Origin of the sequence: Herbaspirillum lusitanum (assembly GCF_026127345.1) — a bacterium.
Classification (GTDB): domain Bacteria; phylum Pseudomonadota; class Gammaproteobacteria; order Burkholderiales; family Burkholderiaceae_D; genus Herbaspirillum; species Herbaspirillum lusitanum.
The window spans coordinates 142754-159648 of the sequence record NZ_QXFG01000004.1; the positions used below are offsets into that span (position 1 = coordinate 142754).

The 16895-nt window shown below is 62.3% G+C and carries 15 protein-coding genes; 7 read left to right on the forward strand and 8 right to left on the reverse strand.

Translation table 11 applies throughout. The features are described from left to right. The first annotated feature begins 23 nt into the window (after nt 1-23). Complete coding sequence (gcvA, locus tag DXT88_RS03930; protein WP_265211703.1) at nt 24-923, forward strand: transcriptional regulator GcvA; 900 nt, start codon at nt 24-26, stop codon at nt 921-923. A gap of 290 nt (nt 924-1213) precedes the next feature. Continuing rightward, nucleotides 1214-1816: a chemoreceptor glutamine deamidase CheD gene (gene cheD, locus DXT88_RS03935; RefSeq protein ID WP_016836662.1), complete on the forward strand. Its 603-nt coding sequence runs from the start codon at nt 1214-1216 to the stop codon at nt 1814-1816. A 97-nt stretch (nt 1817-1913) separates the two neighbouring features. Here cheD and DXT88_RS03940 read toward each other — a convergent pair whose 3' ends face one another. From DXT88_RS03940 to DXT88_RS03955, 4 genes are all read right to left on the reverse strand, one after another. After that, entirely contained in the window at nt 1914-2297 is a 384-nt protein-coding gene (locus tag DXT88_RS03940) for a nuclear transport factor 2 family protein (protein ID WP_016836663.1), read from the reverse strand. Between the two features lie 40 nt (nt 2298-2337). After that, on the reverse strand, nt 2338-3348 hold the full coding sequence (locus DXT88_RS03945; RefSeq protein WP_265211704.1) for a TRAP transporter substrate-binding protein: 1011 nt from the start codon (nt 3346-3348) through the stop codon (nt 2338-2340). A gap of 48 nt (nt 3349-3396) precedes the next feature. Further along, nucleotides 3397-4038 (reverse strand): glutathione transferase, encoded by a 642-nt coding sequence (yfcF, locus tag DXT88_RS03950; protein WP_265211705.1) that lies wholly within the window; start codon nt 4036-4038, stop codon nt 3397-3399. A gap of 116 nt (nt 4039-4154) precedes the next feature. After that, nucleotides 4155-5102: a LysR substrate-binding domain-containing protein gene (locus DXT88_RS03955; protein ID WP_265211706.1), complete on the reverse strand. Its 948-nt coding sequence runs from the start codon at nt 5100-5102 to the stop codon at nt 4155-4157. A gap of 203 nt (nt 5103-5305) precedes the next feature. Between DXT88_RS03955 and DXT88_RS03960 the strand changes: the two genes are divergently transcribed. Beyond that, nucleotides 5306-5644: a c-type cytochrome gene (locus tag DXT88_RS03960; protein WP_265211732.1), complete on the forward strand. Its 339-nt coding sequence runs from the start codon at nt 5306-5308 to the stop codon at nt 5642-5644. Between the two features lie 3 nt (nt 5645-5647). Here the strand turns inward: DXT88_RS03960 and DXT88_RS03965 are convergent, their stop codons facing one another. Together DXT88_RS03965 and recG are read right to left on the reverse strand one after the other, a co-directional pair. Further along, nucleotides 5648-7516, reverse strand: a complete 1869-nt coding sequence (locus DXT88_RS03965; RefSeq protein WP_265211707.1) for a DUF4153 domain-containing protein — start codon at nt 7514-7516, stop codon at nt 5648-5650. A 91-nt stretch (nt 7517-7607) separates the two neighbouring features. Then, complete coding sequence (recG, locus tag DXT88_RS03970; protein ID WP_265211708.1) at nt 7608-9767, reverse strand: ATP-dependent DNA helicase RecG; 2160 nt, start codon at nt 9765-9767, stop codon at nt 7608-7610. Nucleotides 9768-9894: 127 nt separating this feature from the next. Here recG and queA point away from each other — a divergent pair, with 127 nt between their 5' ends. After that, on the forward strand, nt 9895-10923 hold the full coding sequence (queA, locus tag DXT88_RS03975; protein ID WP_265211709.1) for a tRNA preQ1(34) S-adenosylmethionine ribosyltransferase-isomerase QueA: 1029 nt from the start codon (nt 9895-9897) through the stop codon (nt 10921-10923). Nucleotides 10924-10925: 2 nt separating this feature from the next. Beyond that, entirely contained in the window at nt 10926-12053 is a 1128-nt protein-coding gene (gene tgt / locus DXT88_RS03980) for a tRNA guanosine(34) transglycosylase Tgt (protein WP_265211710.1), read from the forward strand. On the opposite strand, the gene DXT88_RS03985 is transcribed toward tgt, so the two are convergent. After that, on the reverse strand, nt 12054-13013 hold the full coding sequence (locus tag DXT88_RS03985) for a sugar kinase (protein ID WP_265211711.1): 960 nt from the start codon (nt 13011-13013) through the stop codon (nt 12054-12056). 63 nt (nt 13014-13076) lie between these two features. Continuing rightward, nucleotides 13077-14285 (reverse strand): D-mannonate dehydratase ManD, encoded by a 1209-nt coding sequence (gene manD, locus DXT88_RS03990; protein ID WP_265211712.1) that lies wholly within the window; start codon nt 14283-14285, stop codon nt 13077-13079. Between the two features lie 306 nt (nt 14286-14591). On the opposite strand from manD, the gene DXT88_RS03995 reads away from it, so the two are divergent. Both DXT88_RS03995 and DXT88_RS04000 read left to right on the forward strand, forming a co-directional pair. Continuing rightward, complete coding sequence (locus tag DXT88_RS03995; RefSeq protein WP_265211713.1) at nt 14592-15365, forward strand: FadR/GntR family transcriptional regulator; 774 nt, start codon at nt 14592-14594, stop codon at nt 15363-15365. 345 nt (nt 15366-15710) lie between these two features. Next, nucleotides 15711-16889 carry a porin gene (locus tag DXT88_RS04000; RefSeq protein WP_265211714.1) on the forward strand — a complete coding sequence of 393 codons (1179 nt, stop codon included), beginning with the start codon at nt 15711-15713 and terminating at the stop codon, nt 16887-16889. Nucleotides 16890-16895 lie beyond the last annotated feature (6 nt).

Sequence of the window (16895 nt, forward strand, 5' to 3'; positions counted from 1 at the left end):
CTCAGCCCGTTCCTCATATCGCCATGACCGCTCGCACACTTCCGTCGCTCAACGCCTTGCGCGCCTTCGAGGCGGCCGCGCGGCACCAGAGTTTCACGCTGGCCGCGCAGGAATTGCACGTCACGCAAGGCGCCGTCAGCCACCAGGTCAAGGCGCTGGAGGAAGAACTTGGTGTGCCGTTGTTCGAGCGGCTGTCCAATCAGCTGCGGCTGACTGCGGCAGGGCAGCGCTACCTGGTCGTCGCCGGCGAGGCTTTCGATCGCATTGAAAGCGGCACCCGCCAATTGCTGGAGCGGCCGCAGCGCGCGCGCCTGACTATTTCCACCTCGCCCAATTTCAGCGCCAAATGGCTGGCGCCGCGTCTGGGCGGGTTTTCTGCGCGCCATGCTGACCTCGACCTGCATGTCGAACAAAGCGAGCGCCAGGTCAATTTCCTGCGCGAGAACATCGATCTGGCGATCCGTTACGGTGACGGCCCGTGGTCCGGTTTGTCGTGTACGCGGCTGGGTGACGAATTCCTGTTGCCGGTGTGCGCGCCGGCGCTGGATGTCGACAGCATCGCGGCGCTGTGCACCGCGCCGCTGCTGCATAGCCATGACCGGCAATCCTGGCGCGACTGGTTTGCCTCGCACGGACTGTCGCTGAACGAGCGCCCCGGCATTGTCTTCAATCAGGAAAGCGCCGCCGTCGACGCTGCGCTGGCCGGACAAGGCGTGGCCCTGGCGCGTTCGTCGCTGGTGGTGCGCGAGTTGCAGCAAGGTCGTCTGGTCGCACCGGTGTCGCTGAGCCTGCCGCTTGCGCAGGCGTACTGGCTGGTCCATCCGCAGGAAGGGGAAACCGCCGGCAATATCGCCGCCTTCTCCAACTGGTTGCTGCAGGAATGCGAAGCGGACCGGCAGTTCTGGAATGGCGTCATCGGCTGAACTGGCAAGATCGACGTCCGTTTGCGAAAATTATTGTTGTATCGTCAGCACAGCGTATTTCTACCAGTCTCTTGCATCCCGGCAAATCCAATCTCAACGTGCTCCGCAAAGCCTTGCGGAGTATGGAACACAGCGGCAGCGAGACGCGCCGTTTCCACAGGCCTATAAGGTATTCCCTTATATCGCGGCCGGTCCGGTTTATCTAAAATCGTTTCAACATACCGGAGAAGATGTGATCATGAGATCGCGGTCGGTAAAGGCGGCCCCCACGCCAGAAATGGACAAAAACAATGAGCCAGAATATCGAGCAGTTTGCCTCCCACGTGTATCACGACCGCAACTTCAATTGCGATACGGCAAAAATTCTTCCCGGCGAGTATTACCACACGCATCACGACATGATGATCGTCACGGTACTGGGATCATGTGTATCGGCCTGCATCCGCGACCGTGTCAGCGGCATCGGCGGGATGAACCATTTCATGCTGCCTGACGGCGGCAACGACGCCGACAGCCCGATTTCCTCGTCGATGCGCTACGGCACCTACGCCATGGAAATCCTGATCAATGAAATCTTGAAGTCCGGCGCCAAGCGCGAAAATCTGGAGTCGAAGGTGTTCGGCGGCGGCGCCGTGCTGCGCGGCTTCAACGCCATCAACGTGGGTGAACGAAACGCCGCCTTCGTCCGCACGTACCTGCGCACCGAAGGCATTCGCGTGGTCGCCGAAGACCTCAACGACATCTGGCCGCGCAAGGTGCACTACTTCCCGCGTTCGGGCAAGGTGCTGGTCAAGAAGCTGAAGTCGACCGACGCCGCAACGGAAATGAAGGAACGCGATTACGCCGGCAAACTCGCAAAGAAACCTGTAGGCGGCGAAATCGATCTGTTCTGAAACTTGTCCACGATCATACTGCGAGGCCATGATCCGGCGCCGATCAGTGCTCGACACCGGCTGATGGCCTCTCGCTACAGATCGTGAACAGGTTTGGTCAGTATTTTTCTTCTACGCGCGGCAGGCGTTGCGCCGGGTCGTAGAAGAACGTCTCTTCGGCGATGCGTTCGCCTTCCCAGCGCTGGTAGGCCAGCTCTTCCATGTTCGTGACGGTGCCGTCCAGCCATTCGAAACGAAAAATCCAGCGCACCACCACCTTGTCGCCCTCGACGAATACCGGGCGCACGCATTTCGATTTCAACGACTTCACACGCGCCATGACCTTGCGTTCATTGGCGACGTGGGCGTCGCGGCCGAAACGCGGCGGCTCGGTGTTTTCCTGCATGGTCGAATCTTCGGTATAAAACTCTTCCACCGCCTCGATGTGCGCGTTGGCTTCGACGCGGGCGATGAATTTTTCCAGGGTTTCCTTGGTGGGCATGGCGGTCTCCTCAGTGTGTTCGGTGTGTACTGCTCAACGCCTATTTTGCCTGCACCGGCGGCACGCAGCGCGCGCGGATTTCATTATTTTTATCTTGCTGCCACCAGCTGTCGGCCTGTTCCTGGCCGGCCTGGCGCAACGCCACGCGGACCGCTGCGGCCGGTTGCAGGTTCAGGCGCATGCCGTGCTCGCTCATGCGGGTGTAGTTGTCCTGGATGCGACTCTTGACGGTGGCCCAGCTGGCCTCATTGGTCTGCTTCGCCGCTTGCGTCAGCGTGCTCTGCTGCGCCGGCGTCAGCTTGTTCCAGGCTTCGTTGTTGATGACCGTGTAGCTCAGCGGGATGGCGTAGCTGATTGCGGTGAAATTGGGCAGGTAATCCCACAGGCGATTGCCGGCGCCGCCGTCGCCTGACGACAGTACGGCGTTGAGTTCGCCGGAAGTCAGCTTGGCGCCGACGGCCGAGAACGGCAGGTTGACGCTTTGCGCACCGACGCGCTGGAAGACGCCGCGGCTGTTGTCGTCATAGGTGCGGATGCTGAGCGCCTTGACGTCGCCGACCCCGGCCACCGGTTTGGCCGACCAGATGCCGGATGGCGGCCACGGCGTGGCGTACAGCAAGCGCATGTTGAGCGCCGCCAGATGGCGTTCCAGTTCGGGACGGGTACAGGTAAACAGGTTTTGCGCCTGCTCGAAATCGTCGACCACGAACGGCAGCGAAGACAGCAGGAAGAACGAATCGGCGCCGCCCAGTATGCCGGCGAACAGGGTGCCGATTTCGGCTTTGCCGTCGCGCACGGCGCTGACCTGGTCCTTGCCCTTGTAGGGATTGGCGGCTTCCTGCAGGGTTGCCACGACGACGTCGCCGCCCGACAGCTTGTTCACGGCGGCGGCGAATTGCAGGTCGGCGCTGGCGGTGACGGACGTCGCCGGATATTCATTGATCAGGTGCAGCGAGGCGGTTTGCGCGAAGGCCGGCGCGGCGGCCAGCAGCGTTGCGGCAATAGCGGCGAATGCCGTGCGGCGAAGAGTGAAAAATCCAGCAATGTTCATGGCGTTCCCTGAGATGTAGTTATGTTGTTGAAGCAAATCAATGCAGGTTCAGCGCGCCGCCTGTTGCAAGGCAAGCCACTGTTGCGTTGACGGCCGTTGCCACTGGCGCGCAGCGTAGTCGGACAGCTTGGACGGTAGCGCGTCGCCATGCAGCGCGAGGCGGTTGAGCATGACGGCGAGGTCGAGGTCGGCGATGCTCCAGGTGCCGAACAGGTGTTCTGCGCCTTCGCTCAGCCAGATGTCGACGGCGGCGATCAGCTTGTTGGCGGCGAACTGGCCGGCGGTCGACAGCGGCGCGCGCTTTTCGCCGAGGAACACCACTTCGGTCGGACGTTCCTGCCGGATCGGCATCAGGTCGCTGCGTAGCCAGGCCTGGATTTCGCGCGCCTTGGCTTTGTGCTGGAGGGCGGCGGGATACAACGAGACATGGCCGGGCGCGGGGAAACGCTCTTCCAGATACTCGGCGATTGCAGACGATTCCGACAGGTGGAAATCGCCATCGCCCAATGTCGGTACCCGGCGCGTCTGCGAGCATTGCGCGTATTGCGGCAGATGGTTGTGCTGCAGCGTCAGGTCGACGGTGTGCAGCGTGAAGTCGATCTGTTTTTCGGTCAGCGCAACGAAGGCCGACATGGCGTAAGGGCTGATGAATTGCGCGTCGACGTACAGCGCGAAGGGCGACTGGCTCAAACGAATTCTCCTGCGATGGTTTATTGCGTATGCATTTGCCGGCAAAAATCACGGGCCCCGCAGACGATCCACTGCACGGTGTGCGCGGCGCTTGCTCCTTTGCGGGCCCCGACGGATCAGCCTTCGGTCAATTCGGCCTCATGCAGCATGTCGACGCCCGGCAGGGCGCACGACAACACCGCCTTGCGCACGGCATCGATGGCGGTGTGGCGCGTGAAGCTCTTGCGCCAGGCGATGACCACGCGGCGCGACGGCACCGGCTTGGTGAACGGCACATAGCGCACGGTGCCGTCCTTGGTGTGCATGTCGGTTACCGAGGCGCGCGGCAGCACGGTGATGCCGATTCCGGAGGCGACCATGTGGCGGATGGTTTCCAGCGACGAGCCTTCGAAGGTGCGCGCGATGCCGTCGCCGGCGGTCGAGAAGCGCGACATTTCGGGGCAGACTTCCAGCACCTGGTCGCGGAAGCAATGGCCGTTGCCGAGCAGCAGCATGGTTTCGGTCTTGAGATCCTGCGCGGTGATCTCCTTGCGCTCGGCCCACTTGTGGTTCCTGGGCAGCGCAATGACGAATTCTTCATCGTACAGCGGTTGCACGATCAGGCCGTGCTCGGGAAACGGCAGCGCCATGATGGCGGCGTCCAGTTCGCCCTGGCGCAGCAATTCGATCAGGCGCGTGGTGAAATTCTCTTGCAGGATCAGCGGCATCTGCGGCACGGTCTCGATCATGGTCTTGACCAGCGAGGGCAGCAGATAGGGGCCGATGGTGTAGATGATGCCCAGGCGCAGCGGGCCGGACAGCGGATCCTTGTTCTGGCTGGCGATTTCCTTGATGGCGGCGGTCTGTTCCAGCACGCGTTCGGCCTGGGCGACGATCTGGGCGCCGAGCGGCGTGACGGATACTTCGGTGCCGCCGCGTTCGAAGATGACCACGCCGAGCTCATCTTCCAGTTTCTTGATGGCGACCGACAAGGTCGGCTGCGCCACGAAACAGGCTTCGGCGGCATGACCGAAATGCTTTTGCCGGGCGACGGCGACGATGTATTTGAGTTCGGTGAGTGTCATACGATTTCTGCGAGCTGGTATCCGCAGACTATAGCTCATTTGCGGGCCGCATGCAGGGTAGGCGCCGCGTGCTAAAGTTGCCGCCAATGACAGAGGCAATCATGGGATTTGCAGGGATGAAATCGGGTAACAAAGAAGATCACAAACAAGGCAATGACGCAGGTAAGGCAGCCGCCTTGGCATTGCTGGCGACGGCTGTCTGGATGGGAATATCCGGACCAGCGCACGCCGTCACAGGTGATGTCGCCGCCGGCAAGGCGGCCTTCGCCAAATGCGCCAGTTGTCATCAGATCGGACCGTCGGCGCGCGCCGGCTTCGGACCGCAACTCAACGGTATCGTCGGCCGTCCTGCGGCGGCGACCAAAGATTATCGATACTCGCCGGCGATGCAGAATTCACACATCGTCTGGACCGAAGACAAGCTGCGGGCCTTCATGAAATCCCCCGGCGACGTGGTGCCGGGGACCAGGATGCGCTTTTGGGGCATCAGCAACGCGCAGGAGCTGAACAACCTGCTGGCATACATGAAAAGCTTCCCCTGACGTCTATTTCTTGAGTTCGTCAGGCGCGCATTTCGTCACCGTCTGCTCGACCTGCATGCGCAGGTGCACGCCATTGATGTCGATGTCGTGCTGTAACGGCGGCTGCCAGTTCAGGGAGCCACGTTCTGCCGTCTTCTTCAATTCATCGATGCAGGAGGGCGTCGCCATCAGCTTGCCGGCCAATTGCCAGGCGCCGACGCCGGACCATGCGAACAGAGCCGGCATGCTGTTGCCGTCGAACACCAGCACCTGTTCCGTGCCGGACGGATCGGGTTTGACCAGGTAGGCATCGCACTGGCGATCACCGCGCGTCATGCAGGCCGGCAAACTCCATCTTTGCTTGTCGCTGCGCCAGTCTTGCGCGATGAATTCTTTAGGCAATTGCCTGCCGGCGGGATGTACGCGAATGTTCTTCGCCGCGTCGGGCGCGATTTCGTCGAACTCCTCCCTGTCCCAGCGGTTGGTGCCGGCCAGCGCCGACCTTGCTTTTTCTTCCACCGCAACGGGATAGGCGCCGTTCTTTTGTTCGCTCAAGCGTTTCAGTTCCTGCACGCCGAAACGTGCGCCGTCGAAACGCAGGAAGTGGAAGTCGAAACGTTGCGGAACGGTTTTCCCGATTGCCAGGCGATGCAGCTGGTCGGCCACGGCGATGCGCGCCGGATCGGCCAGCGGCGACAGCAGCGCGAGGAACACAATGAGGATGGCGAAACTCGCCAGCACATTGGTCGAGGCGATGCGCTGCAGCTTGTCACGCGCGCTCAGGGCCGCAAGCGCATAGCCGGCGGCATACATGGCGGCCACGAGCGCGCACGTCGCCGCCGCCACGCGGCTTACGGTCCAGCCGTATTCGGCCACGCGCAATCCCAGCGAATACACCGCCAGCAAGACCAGTGGCGCCGGCAGCAGGCAAGCGACGCGCAGGCACGCCGTGAAGAACCGATGCGAGCGTGTCGTCAGGTGATTGCCGTCCTGATAGACCGTGTTGATCAGCACTACCAGCAGTGCGGCGGCGCCAAGCAGCACGTGCGTGGCGCGCCGTGTCTGCCATAGTGGTTCCAGGCCGGTGGCAAGAATGCTCAGCAGGAAGGCGCCGATCACGATGGTCGCGATCGGCAGCAGCCACGACAGCAAGGTCAGCAGCAGCTTGCGGATGCCGGCGACGATCTGCGGGCGGACGTCGCTCAGGTGCAGCGCCGAGGAGAACGCCAGCGTGGTGACGGGGATGTTGAACCAGCTTCTTTCCAGCAGCTTGCCGAGGAAGTCGAGCTTGATCAGCGAAAACAGCGCGTTGCCGGTTTCCAGCACCAGCCAGAACAGGCCAGTGAACAGCGTCGCGAACAGCAGCTGCACCAGCAGCTTCCACGCCATTTCAAAATAGCTGCGGTAGGTCGCGATGCGCCTGCCGTCGGCATCGCCGGCCAGCATCATGGCTTGCGCGATGAACAGGCCGGCCACGGCGAGCAGGAACAGCGTGGCGGAAGGCAGGAGCTCCGGCCGGCCGTCCATGCCACTGCCGGTGGATGCCGATGGCAGCAGCGACGACAGGTCGGCGCGCCAGGCATCGTAGACGCCCAGGCCGGACAGGATGACGGCCAGCGCGGCCAGCCAGATCAGCAGATTGCGTCGCGACAGATGGCCGATGCCGGACACCGCGATGATCGGCAGGAATCCCGCCAGCATCAGCGCGGGAACGAACAGCAGCGGCTGCGTCGCCAGGCCGGTCTTGGCATTCCAGCTTGAATACAGTGCATACAGCAGCACGCCTTGCGCCACACCCAGCGCGACGCGCAGGCGGCCGGACAGGATGCTTGCCGGAGAGTGCAGGACGTCGTTGTCATCCGGCGGTGCGTTGTTGGGCAGGGCAGTGGACATGATGGCTCCGTTGGAAAACGCTAATGTCGTTGAAGTCGACCGGCTTGTAAATGCGTCGGCGGAGGGCCCGATGGAAAAACGCCTGATATCGTCAAACTTTGAGGAAGTCTTCCTTGCCGCCCAGCCAGCGCTGCAAATGCGCATCGACGATGGCGTCGTCATTTTGCAGCAGCGTCTGCGCCAGGTTGCGCGCCTTTTCCACCAGCCACTGATCGGTGGCGAGATCGGCGAAACGCAGCAACGCTTCGCCCCACTGGCGCGCGCCGAGGAATTCGCCGGGGCCGCGGATTTCGAGGTCGCGGCGGGCGATTTCAAAACCGTCGGCGGTTTCGCGCATGGTCATCAGGCGCTGCTTGGCGGTGCCGCCGAGCGGGCTCTGGTACAGCAGGATGCAGGCGCTGGCGGCGGCGCCGCGACCCACGCGGCCGCGCAACTGGTGCAACTGCGACAGGCCGAATCGTTCGGCGTGTTCGATCACCATCAACGAGGCGTTCGGCACGTCGACGCCGACTTCGATCACGGTGGTGGCGACCAGCACATGGATCTCGCCGCGGCTGAAGGCGTCCATCACGTCCTGCTTTTCCGCTTGCTTGAGGCGGCCGTGGACCAGGCCGATGCGCAGGTCGGGCAGCGCTTCGGCCAGCATGGAATAGGTATCGGTGGCGGTCTGCAACTGCAGGGCTTCGGACTCTTCGATCAGCGGACAGACCCAGTAAACCTGGCGGCCTTCCTGCGCCGCCGCATGGACGCGCGCGATCACTTCGTCGCGGCGGTTCTGGTCGATGGTGCGCGTGACGATCGGCGTGCGGCCGGGCGGCAGTTCATCGATCACCGACACTTCCAGATCGGCGTAATAGGTCATCGCCAGCGTGCGCGGGATCGGCGTGGCCGACATCATCAGCTGATGCGGGACGGTTTGCGGCGCGGCGTCGATGTCGGCATCGCCCGCAGTGTTATCCCGCGCCTTGTTGCGCAACGCCAGCCGCTGGCCGACGCCGAAGCGATGTTGCTCGTCGACGATCACCAGCCCGAGTTTCCGGAACTGCACGTTGTCCTGGATCAGCGCATGCGTGCCGATCACCAGGCGCGCTTCGCCGGATTCGATGAGGGCATTGGCGGCGGCTTTTTCTTTCTTCTTGAGGCTGCCGGTGAGCCAGGCGACCTTGACGCCGAGCGGCTCCATCCACGCGGCGATCTTGCGGAAATGCTGGTCGGCCAGGATTTCGGTCGGCGCCATCAGCACCGCCTGGAAGCCGCTGTCGATGGCCTGCGCGGCCGCGATGGCGGCGACCACGGTCTTGCCGCTGCCGACGTCGCCTTGCAGCAGCCGCTGCATCGGGAAGGACTCCTGCAGGTCGTGGCGGATCTCTTCCAGCACGCGTTGCTGGGCAGCGGTCAGCTTGAACGGCAGTTGTTTGACGAAGGCTTTGGAAATCTTGCCGATGGTCGGCAACGCACTGGCGTTGCGCGCGCGCCGCGCAGCCTGGGCGCGCTTGAGAGACAACTGCTGCGCCAGCAGTTCGTCGAACTTCATGCGGATCCAGGCCGGATGCGAGCGCTCTTCCAGCGCGTACTCATCGACGTCGGTCGGCGGGTTGTGCAGCTGGCGCACCGAGGCTTCGAAACCATCCAGCTTGAGTTCGGCCAGTATCGCCGGCGGCAGCGTGTCGCGCCAGTCGAGGCGCGACAGCGCGCCGCCGATGGCCTTGCGCAGGTAGGCCTGCGACAGGCCTTCGCCGGCCGGATAGACCGGCGTCAGCGCGGTCGGCAACGGCGCGCCTTCCAGCACGACTTTATAAGCAGGATGGACCATCTCGGCGCCGAAGAAGCCGTGGCGCAGTTCTCCGCGCACGCGCACGCGCACGCCTTCGGCAAGTTGCGTGGCCTGGCTGCCGTAGAAGTTGAGGAAGCGCATCACCAGCGGACCGCTGTCGTCGGTAATCGTCACCACCAATTGGCGGCGCGGGCGGAACTGGACGTCGCTCTTGCTGACCACGCCCTCCACCTGCACCACTTGCGTGCCACGCAGGCTGGCGTCGTGGATGCTCATGACCTGGGTCTCGTCCTCGTAGCGCAGCGGCAGGTGCAGCGCCAGGTCCATGTCCGAACGCAGACCCAGTTTGGCCAGTTTGTTCAGGGCTTTCTGGGCGTTGCTCAACGGCGGCGCGCTCTTGGCGGCCTTGGCCGCGGTCGCCGTTGCCGTCGCCGTCTTCGTGCTGTCGGCAGAAGCTTTCTTCTTCGGTGCTGGCATGCAGAGGGTTTCTATGTCGAGAAAGCGTAAAATAGAGGGTTCGGCGCTATTTTACTGTGCTTTTACTGTGCTTATTTACAGTATTTTTCACAGTATTTCTGCTTTGCCGCTTTCATTGGCTATTTTTATGTATTCACTTTCCGATTTTGATTTCGACTTGCCGCCCGGCTTGATCGCGCAGCTTCCACTGGCCGAGCGCAGCGCCTCGCGCTTGTTGCAGGTTGACGGCGCGACCTTGACCGACCGCCGCTTCGCCGACGTGGTCGACCTGCTGGCGCCCGGCGACCTGCTTGTCTTCAACAATACCCGCGTGCTCAAGGCGCGCTTCTTCGGCATCAAGGAAACCGGCGGCAAGGTCGAGGTGCTGGTCGAGCGCGTGCTCGACAACCGCAGCGTGCATGCGCAGGTGCGCGCCTCCAAATCGCCGCCGCCGGGGTCGCGCATTCATCTGGCCGATGCGTTCGATGTGATCGTCGGCGAGCGCTACGGCGAGTTCTATACGCTGCAGTTTCCATCCGACGTGTTCGCGCTGCTGGAGCAATACGGCAGCTTGCCGTTGCCGCCCTACATCGAGCACGCAGCCGACGAGTTCGACGAAACGCGCTACCAGACCGTCTACGCCAAGGAACCGGGCGCGGTCGCCGCGCCGACAGCGGGCCTGCATTTCGATGAAGCCTTGCTGGCGCAGTTGCAGGCGAAAGGCATCGATACCGCCTTCGTCACGCTGCACGTCGGCGCCGGCACCTTCCAGCCGGTGCGCGTGGAAGACCTGTCCGAACACAAGATGCACAGCGAGTGGTACACCATCGCGCAAGAGACGGTGGACAAGGTGCGCGCGGTGAAGGCGGCGGGCGGCAAGATCGTCGCCGTCGGCACCACCAGCATGCGTGCGCTGGAGTCGGCATCGCAGGCAGGAGCGCTGGAAGCCGGCAGCGCCGACACGAAGCTGTTCATCACGCCGGGCTACACCTTCAAGACGGTGGATCGCCTGATCACCAACTTCCACCTGCCCAAGTCGACGCTGCTGATGCTGGTCTCGGCCTTCGCCGGCTACGACAATATCCGTGCTGCCTACGCGCACGCCATCGCGCAGCAATATCGTTTCTTCAGCTATGGCGACGCCATGCTTTTAACTTGTGACGCTTTTAACGCCTAACTATGCTTGAATTTACCCTCCTTAAAACCGACGGCAACGCCCGTCGCGGTCGCGTCAAACTGAACCACGGCGTGGTCGAGACGCCGATCTTCATGCCGGTCGGCACCTACGGTTCGGTCAAGGCGATGTCGCCGCTGGAATTGAAAGAGATTGACGCCCACATCATCCTCGGCAACACCTTCCACCTGTGGCTGCGCCCGGGGCTGGAGGTGATGGCCAAGTTCGGTGGCTTGCACGGGTTCATGGGTTGGGACAAACCGATCCTGACCGACTCGGGCGGCTTCCAGGTGTTCTCGCTGGGCGACATGCGCAAGATCACGGAAGAGGGCGTGCACTTCGCCTCGCCGATCAACGGCGACAAGCTGTTCCTGTCGCCGGAGGTGTCGATGCAGATCCAGCGCGTGCTCAATTCCGACATCGTCATGCAGTTCGACGAATGCACGCCGTATGAAATCGACGGTCGTCCTGCCACGCAAGTGGAGGCGGCGCAGTCGATGCGCATGTCGCTGCGCTGGGCCAAGCGTTCGCGCGATGAATTCCAGAAGGGCGAGAATCCCAACGCGCTGTTCGGCATCGTCCAGGGAGGCATGTTCGAAACCCTGCGCGACGAATCGCTGGCTGGCCTGAACGAACTCGATTTCGACGGCATCGCCATCGGCGGCTTGTCGGTCGGCGAGCCGAAGGAAGACATGATGCGCGTGCTGGAACACATCGGCCCGCGCCTGCCGGCCGACAAGCCGCATTACCTGATGGGCGTCGGCACGCCGGAAGATCTGGTCGCGGGCGTGGCCAGCGGCGTCGACATGTTCGACTGCGTGATGCCGACGCGCAATGCGCGCAACGGCTGGCTGTTCACGCGTTTCGGCGACATCAAGATCAAGAACGCGCGCTACAAGGAAGACACCAAGCCGCTCGATGAAACCTGCGATTGCTACGCCTGCAAGAACTTCTCGCGTGCCTACCTGCATCACTTGCACCGCACCGGCGAAATCCTCGGCGCGCGCCTGAACACGATTCACAACCTGCATTACTACCTGCAGATCATGAAGGAAATCCGTGCCGCCATCGAGGTCGGACAGTTCGCGCAGTTCGTCGTCAAGTTCAAGGAAGATCGCGCGCGCGGCGCGTAATCACAACGGTGGCATTGCTTCCGGCGGCATGATCGCGCCGGGATGCATCACCACGCAGCCCGCCAGCGCGCAACCCGCCTCGGCTGCAGCGATGGCGGTGGCGCCCTGTCGGCGCGCCGCCAGATAAGCGGCGTTGAAGGAATCCCCGGCCGCAGTCGTATCGATCGCCGTCACTTTTTGCGTAGTCACCGCTTGTGCCGCGTCCATGCCGACCGCCTGCACCAGGCAGCCTTGCTCCCCCAGCTTCACCACCACTTCGCCGACGCCGGCGGCGCGCGTGCGCTGCAGGCAGGCTTGCGCGTCGGCGTCGCCGTGCAGGGCGCTTTCGTCATCGAGCGTGACCAGCGCGTGGCTGGCCTGCGCCAGCGCCAGCCGGGTCCAGTGCAAGGCTTCGTCGCGCGACTCCCACAGGCGCGGACGGTAGTTGCTGTCGAACGCCACCCAGCCGCCGTGAGCCCGCACCGCCTGCGCCAGATCAAGCAGGCGCCGGCGGCGCGCGCGGTCGAGGATGGCCAGTGTGATGCCTGAGAAATACAACAAGCTGCAGTGGGCCGCCTGCTGCATCAATGCATCGGCATGGGCTTCGTCGAGCATGTGGCGCGCAGCGGATTGCTGGCGCCAATACAGGAAGGAGCGTTCACCGGCGGCATTGGTTTCGATCCAGTACAAGCCGGGCAGGGCGTCGGGATGGACAGCCATCAGGCTGACGCCGATGCCTTGTCGCGTTACCTCGTCGCGCAACGAGGCGCTGATGCTGTCGTTGCCTGCGGCCGAAATGAATTGGCTCCCGATTTGCCGACTGCGACGACGGAAATACACGGCCGTGTTGTAGACATCGCCGGAAAACGATTGCGCCATCGCGCGCGGCATGTGTTGTGCATCATGCGGCGGCTGCAGGAGGTGGGTGGGTCGCAGTTCGATCATGCATTCGCCGATGAACCAGGCTTGCGGTGTCGTCATGTTGATCTTTCAGGACAATAAAAATGCCGCACGGCGTGCGGCATTGCAGGGAGCAAATCGTGCTTACCAGTTCCACACCGTGCCGTCGCGCAGGCGGCAGGTCGGCAGATAGGCGCGTTCATACGGGAATTTGAGCGCAGCCGATTCGTCGATGTCCACGCCCAGGCCCGGCGCATCCGGCAGCACCAGGTAACCCTTGTCGAAGTAGTAGCCGTGCGGGAACACGGCGTCGGTTTCCGGCGTATGGCGCATGTACTCCTGGATGCCGAAATTCGGCACCCACATATTGAAGTTGAGCGCCGCCGCCATGCTCACCGGCGACAGATCGGTGGCGCCGTGGCAGCCGGTATGCACCTGGTACAGCGAGGCCAGATCGGCGATGCGACGCAGATGCGTGATGCCGCCGGCGTGAACCACGGTAGTGCGGATGTAGTCGATCAGCTGGTTCTGGATCAGGTCCTTGCAATCCCAGATCGAGCTCATGATCTCGCCCACGGCCAGCGGTGTGCTGGTGTGCTGGCGGATCAGTTTGAACGCTTCCTGATTCTCGGCCGGGGTGGCGTCTTCCATCCAGAACAGCTTGAACTGCTCCAGCGATTTGCCCAGCTGCGCCGCTTCGATCGGCTTGAGGCGATGATGGCAATCGTGCAGCAGATGGTGATCGCTGCCGTACTTGACGCGCACCTTCTCGAACAGGTCGGGCGTGTGGCGCAGGTACAGCGGCGTGTCCCAGATTTCTTCGTCGGGCAGGCCCTTGTCGGCCGGCTCGTAGTACATGTTGCCCTTGCCGACGCCGTAGGCCTTGTCCAGCCCTGGTACGCCCGATTGCACGCGGATCGCCTTGTAACCCATGTCGATGTAGTGGCCGACGGCGTCCAGCGCCTCGGCATGGTCGCGGCCGTTGGCGTGGCCGTAGACCATCACGGCGTCGCGGCTCTTGCCGCCCAGCAGCTGGTAGACCGGCAGGTTGGCGGCCTTGCCCTTGATGTCCCACAGCGCCATGTCGACCGCGGCGATCGCGGTCATGGTGACCGGGCCGCGGCGCCAGTAGCCGCCGCGATACAGGTATTGCCAGGTGTCTTCGATGCGCGAGGCATCGCGACCGATCAGGCAGGGAATGATGTGGTCTTCAAGATAGGATTTGACCGCGAGTTCGCGTCCATTGAGGGTGGCGTCGCCAATACCGTAAATGCCCTGGTCGGTTTCTATTTTGAGTGTGACGAAGTTGCGGCCCGGGCAGGTCACGATGACCTTGGCGCTGAGGATCTTCATGGATGCGATTTCCTTGTCTCGGTGTGGAACGGTCCGGTGTGTGCCGGGCGCCCCGCTGTTCTGGGTGAAAAATAAATTTGGTCTAACCAATATTGATTATGGCATTCCAATTTGCTTGTTGCAATACCGGTGTCAGTGGGATCGCCCGCCGGCGTTTGTTTTTAAGCCACAGATTGGTCTGCATAATCGTTGACATGGTTAGACCAAAATGAGAGTATCGCTGAAATTGGTAAGCCACTGTTTGCTTTGAACGCTGCTTTTCTATACAGTGGATAGACCAATTTAAAGTAAAAAAAGAGGGTGTTTATGGCAGATCGTCAGAGTCGATCATCAGCCGCAAATGTGGATACGGCAGTAAAGGCAGTTAAAAAAGCAGCGCGTTCAGAATTGTTGGAACCAGTTTCAGCGCCGGAGCGCTCGTATCAGCGGCTGGCGGAGCAGATTGCAGATCTGATCCTGCAGGGCGAGTTCAAGGTCGGCGAACGCCTGCCTTCCGAGCGCAGCCTGGCGGAGCGGTTTGAAATCAGCCGCACCTCGGTGCGCGAAGCGATCATCGCGCTGGAAGTGCAGGGACTGGTGGAAGTGCGCGGCGGTTCGGGGATCTATGTGTGCGACGCGGCGACCAAGCCGGTCGGCTTCATTCCCGATGGCGGCGCCGGCCCGTTCGAATTGTTGCGCGCGCGCTGGGTGATCGAATCGGAAGTGGCGGCATTGGCGGCGCAGAACCGCACCGACGCCGACATCGACAGGATTTATGCGCAGCTGGCGGCGATGGGGCGCAACTTCAACGACAAGCTGGCCAATGAAGCGGATGACCGGCTGTTCCACATCCGCATCGCCGAAGCCAGCGGCAACAGCGTGATGGCGCAAGTCGTCACGGCATTGTGGGACCAGTTGCGCGGCGTGTTGTGGAAGAAGCTGGAAGAACATTTCCACACGCCGCAATTGCGCGAAGCCTCGCTCGAAGAACATCAGAAGGTGTTCGATGCGCTGGTGGCGCGCGATCCGGTGGCCGCGCGCGATGCGATGCGCGAGCACCTGGAACGGGTGATGAACGAATTCAAGAAAGCATGGCGATAGAACCTGTTTCATCGCCATGTTGACGCAGCGTCCCGCAGAGGACGTCACACATGACGGAGACAGCGATGAAAACAATCAGCATCTGCACAGCCTTGTGCGCATTCCCGCCCTTCACATAGGACGCGGCCTGAACTGATCAGCGCCGCGCCAGCGGCGTTCCCCTTTGACTACGCAAGCATTGCAGCAGGTTCGCCCCTGCCGCAAGGGGGAGTTTGTGCGTCTGCGATCGACGTTTGCGGCCCTGTGTGTCGGGCCGCGCAACAGTTTTGAATCCGGTCTCGCCCCGCAGGCCGGAATCAATTTAGGGCGGAGCAATACCGCAATCATCCAAGAAGAGGAGAGGAAATGAAATTACGACGCAGTTGGGTAATGGGAGGACTGGTCATCGCCGCCGCCGGCGCTTCGATGCAGGCATCCGCACAGAGTAGCGTGACGATTTACGGCGCGCTCGATAACGCGCTGGTCTACACCAACAATCAGGGCGGCTTGCACAATCTGTACCTGCGCACCGGCAACCTGGCGGCCAGCAAGATCGGCTTCAAGGGCGCTGAGGACCTGGGCGGTGGTTCGCAGGCGATCTTCACGCTGGAAAACGGTTTTGACATCAACACCGGCGCCATGAGTTCGGCCAACACGCTGTTCAACCGCCAGTCCTTCGTCGGCCTGACCAACAGCAGCTACGGCACCGTTACAACCGGTCGCCAGTACACGCCTTACTTCCTGTATGTCGGCGCGATCGGCCCGACCAGCGTCCTGACCGGCGCCACCGGCGCTCACCCGGGCGACGTTGACGGCCTCGACACCACGGTGCGCATCAGCAATTCGGTGACCTACTCGTCGCCGGTGTTCGGTGGCGCGCAAGTCAGCGCCTTGTACGGTTTCGGCGAAACAGCAGGCAGCACATCGACCGGGAATACCTACAGCCTTGCAGCCAAATACGACGTCGGCGCCTGGAACTTCGCCTTGGGCTATCAACGCCTGAAGAACGGTTCCGGTCCTGCCAACGCGTGGAACTCCACGGCCTCCGGCAGCTTCTCGACCTCGGCGGTCAACAACGGCTATGTGTCTTCGGACAACGTGCAGATGATCGCCGGCGCGATGCGCTACACCATCGACAAATGGATGTTCGGCGCCAACTACGCCAACGCGCAATACAAGCCGGGTAACGGATCGCTGTTCACGCAGAAGGCAACGTTCCAGACGCTGGGCCTGATCACGACCTATCAGCTGACGCCGCAAGTGGCGTTGGCCGGCGGTTACAGCTACACCTTCGAGAAGTCGGCCAACGGCATCAGCGATGCGGCGAAATACCATCAGGTCGCGCTGGAGCAGACCTACTCGTTCTCCAAGCGTTCGGCGATCTACCTGCTGGAAGCGTATCAGCTGGCGCGCGGCAAGACCCTGGGTAAAACGGCCGGCAGCATCGTCGATGCCGTGGCCGTGGTCGGCGATTCGCAAAACGGTTCGCCATCGTCGGGACGCAACCAGACTGTGCTGATGGTTGGTTTCCGTCACCTGTTCTAAGCTGGA

Excerpts from the sequence above, each read along its gene's own strand:
- gcvA (WP_265211703.1), top strand. The coding sequence starts at position 24 with ATGACCGCTCGCACACTTCCGTCGCTCAACGCCTTGCGCGCCTTCGAG.
- cheD (WP_016836662.1), top strand. The coding sequence starts at position 1,214 with ATGAGCCAGAATATCGAGCAGTTTGCCTCCCACGTGTATCACGACCGC.
- DXT88_RS03940 (WP_016836663.1), bottom strand. The coding sequence starts at position 2,297 with ATGCCCACCAAGGAAACCCTGGAAAAATTCATCGCCCGCGTCGAAGCC.
- DXT88_RS03945 (WP_265211704.1), bottom strand. The coding sequence starts at position 3,348 with ATGAACATTGCTGGATTTTTCACTCTTCGCCGCACGGCATTCGCCGCT.
- DXT88_RS03955 (WP_265211706.1), bottom strand. The coding sequence starts at position 5,102 with ATGACACTCACCGAACTCAAATACATCGTCGCCGTCGCCCGGCAAAAG.
- DXT88_RS03960 (WP_265211732.1), top strand. The coding sequence starts at position 5,306 with ATGGGAATATCCGGACCAGCGCACGCCGTCACAGGTGATGTCGCCGCC.
- DXT88_RS03965 (WP_265211707.1), bottom strand. The coding sequence starts at position 7,516 with ATGTCCACTGCCCTGCCCAACAACGCACCGCCGGATGACAACGACGTC.
- recG (WP_265211708.1), bottom strand. The coding sequence starts at position 9,767 with ATGCCAGCACCGAAGAAGAAAGCTTCTGCCGACAGCACGAAGACGGCG.
- queA (WP_265211709.1), top strand. The coding sequence starts at position 9,895 with ATGTATTCACTTTCCGATTTTGATTTCGACTTGCCGCCCGGCTTGATC.
- tgt (WP_265211710.1), top strand. The coding sequence starts at position 10,926 with ATGCTTGAATTTACCCTCCTTAAAACCGACGGCAACGCCCGTCGCGGT.
- DXT88_RS03985 (WP_265211711.1), bottom strand. The coding sequence starts at position 13,013 with ATGACGACACCGCAAGCCTGGTTCATCGGCGAATGCATGATCGAACTG.
- manD (WP_265211712.1), bottom strand. The coding sequence starts at position 14,285 with ATGAAGATCCTCAGCGCCAAGGTCATCGTGACCTGCCCGGGCCGCAAC.
- DXT88_RS03995 (WP_265211713.1), top strand. The coding sequence starts at position 14,592 with ATGGCAGATCGTCAGAGTCGATCATCAGCCGCAAATGTGGATACGGCA.
- DXT88_RS04000 (WP_265211714.1), top strand. The coding sequence starts at position 15,711 with ATGAAATTACGACGCAGTTGGGTAATGGGAGGACTGGTCATCGCCGCC.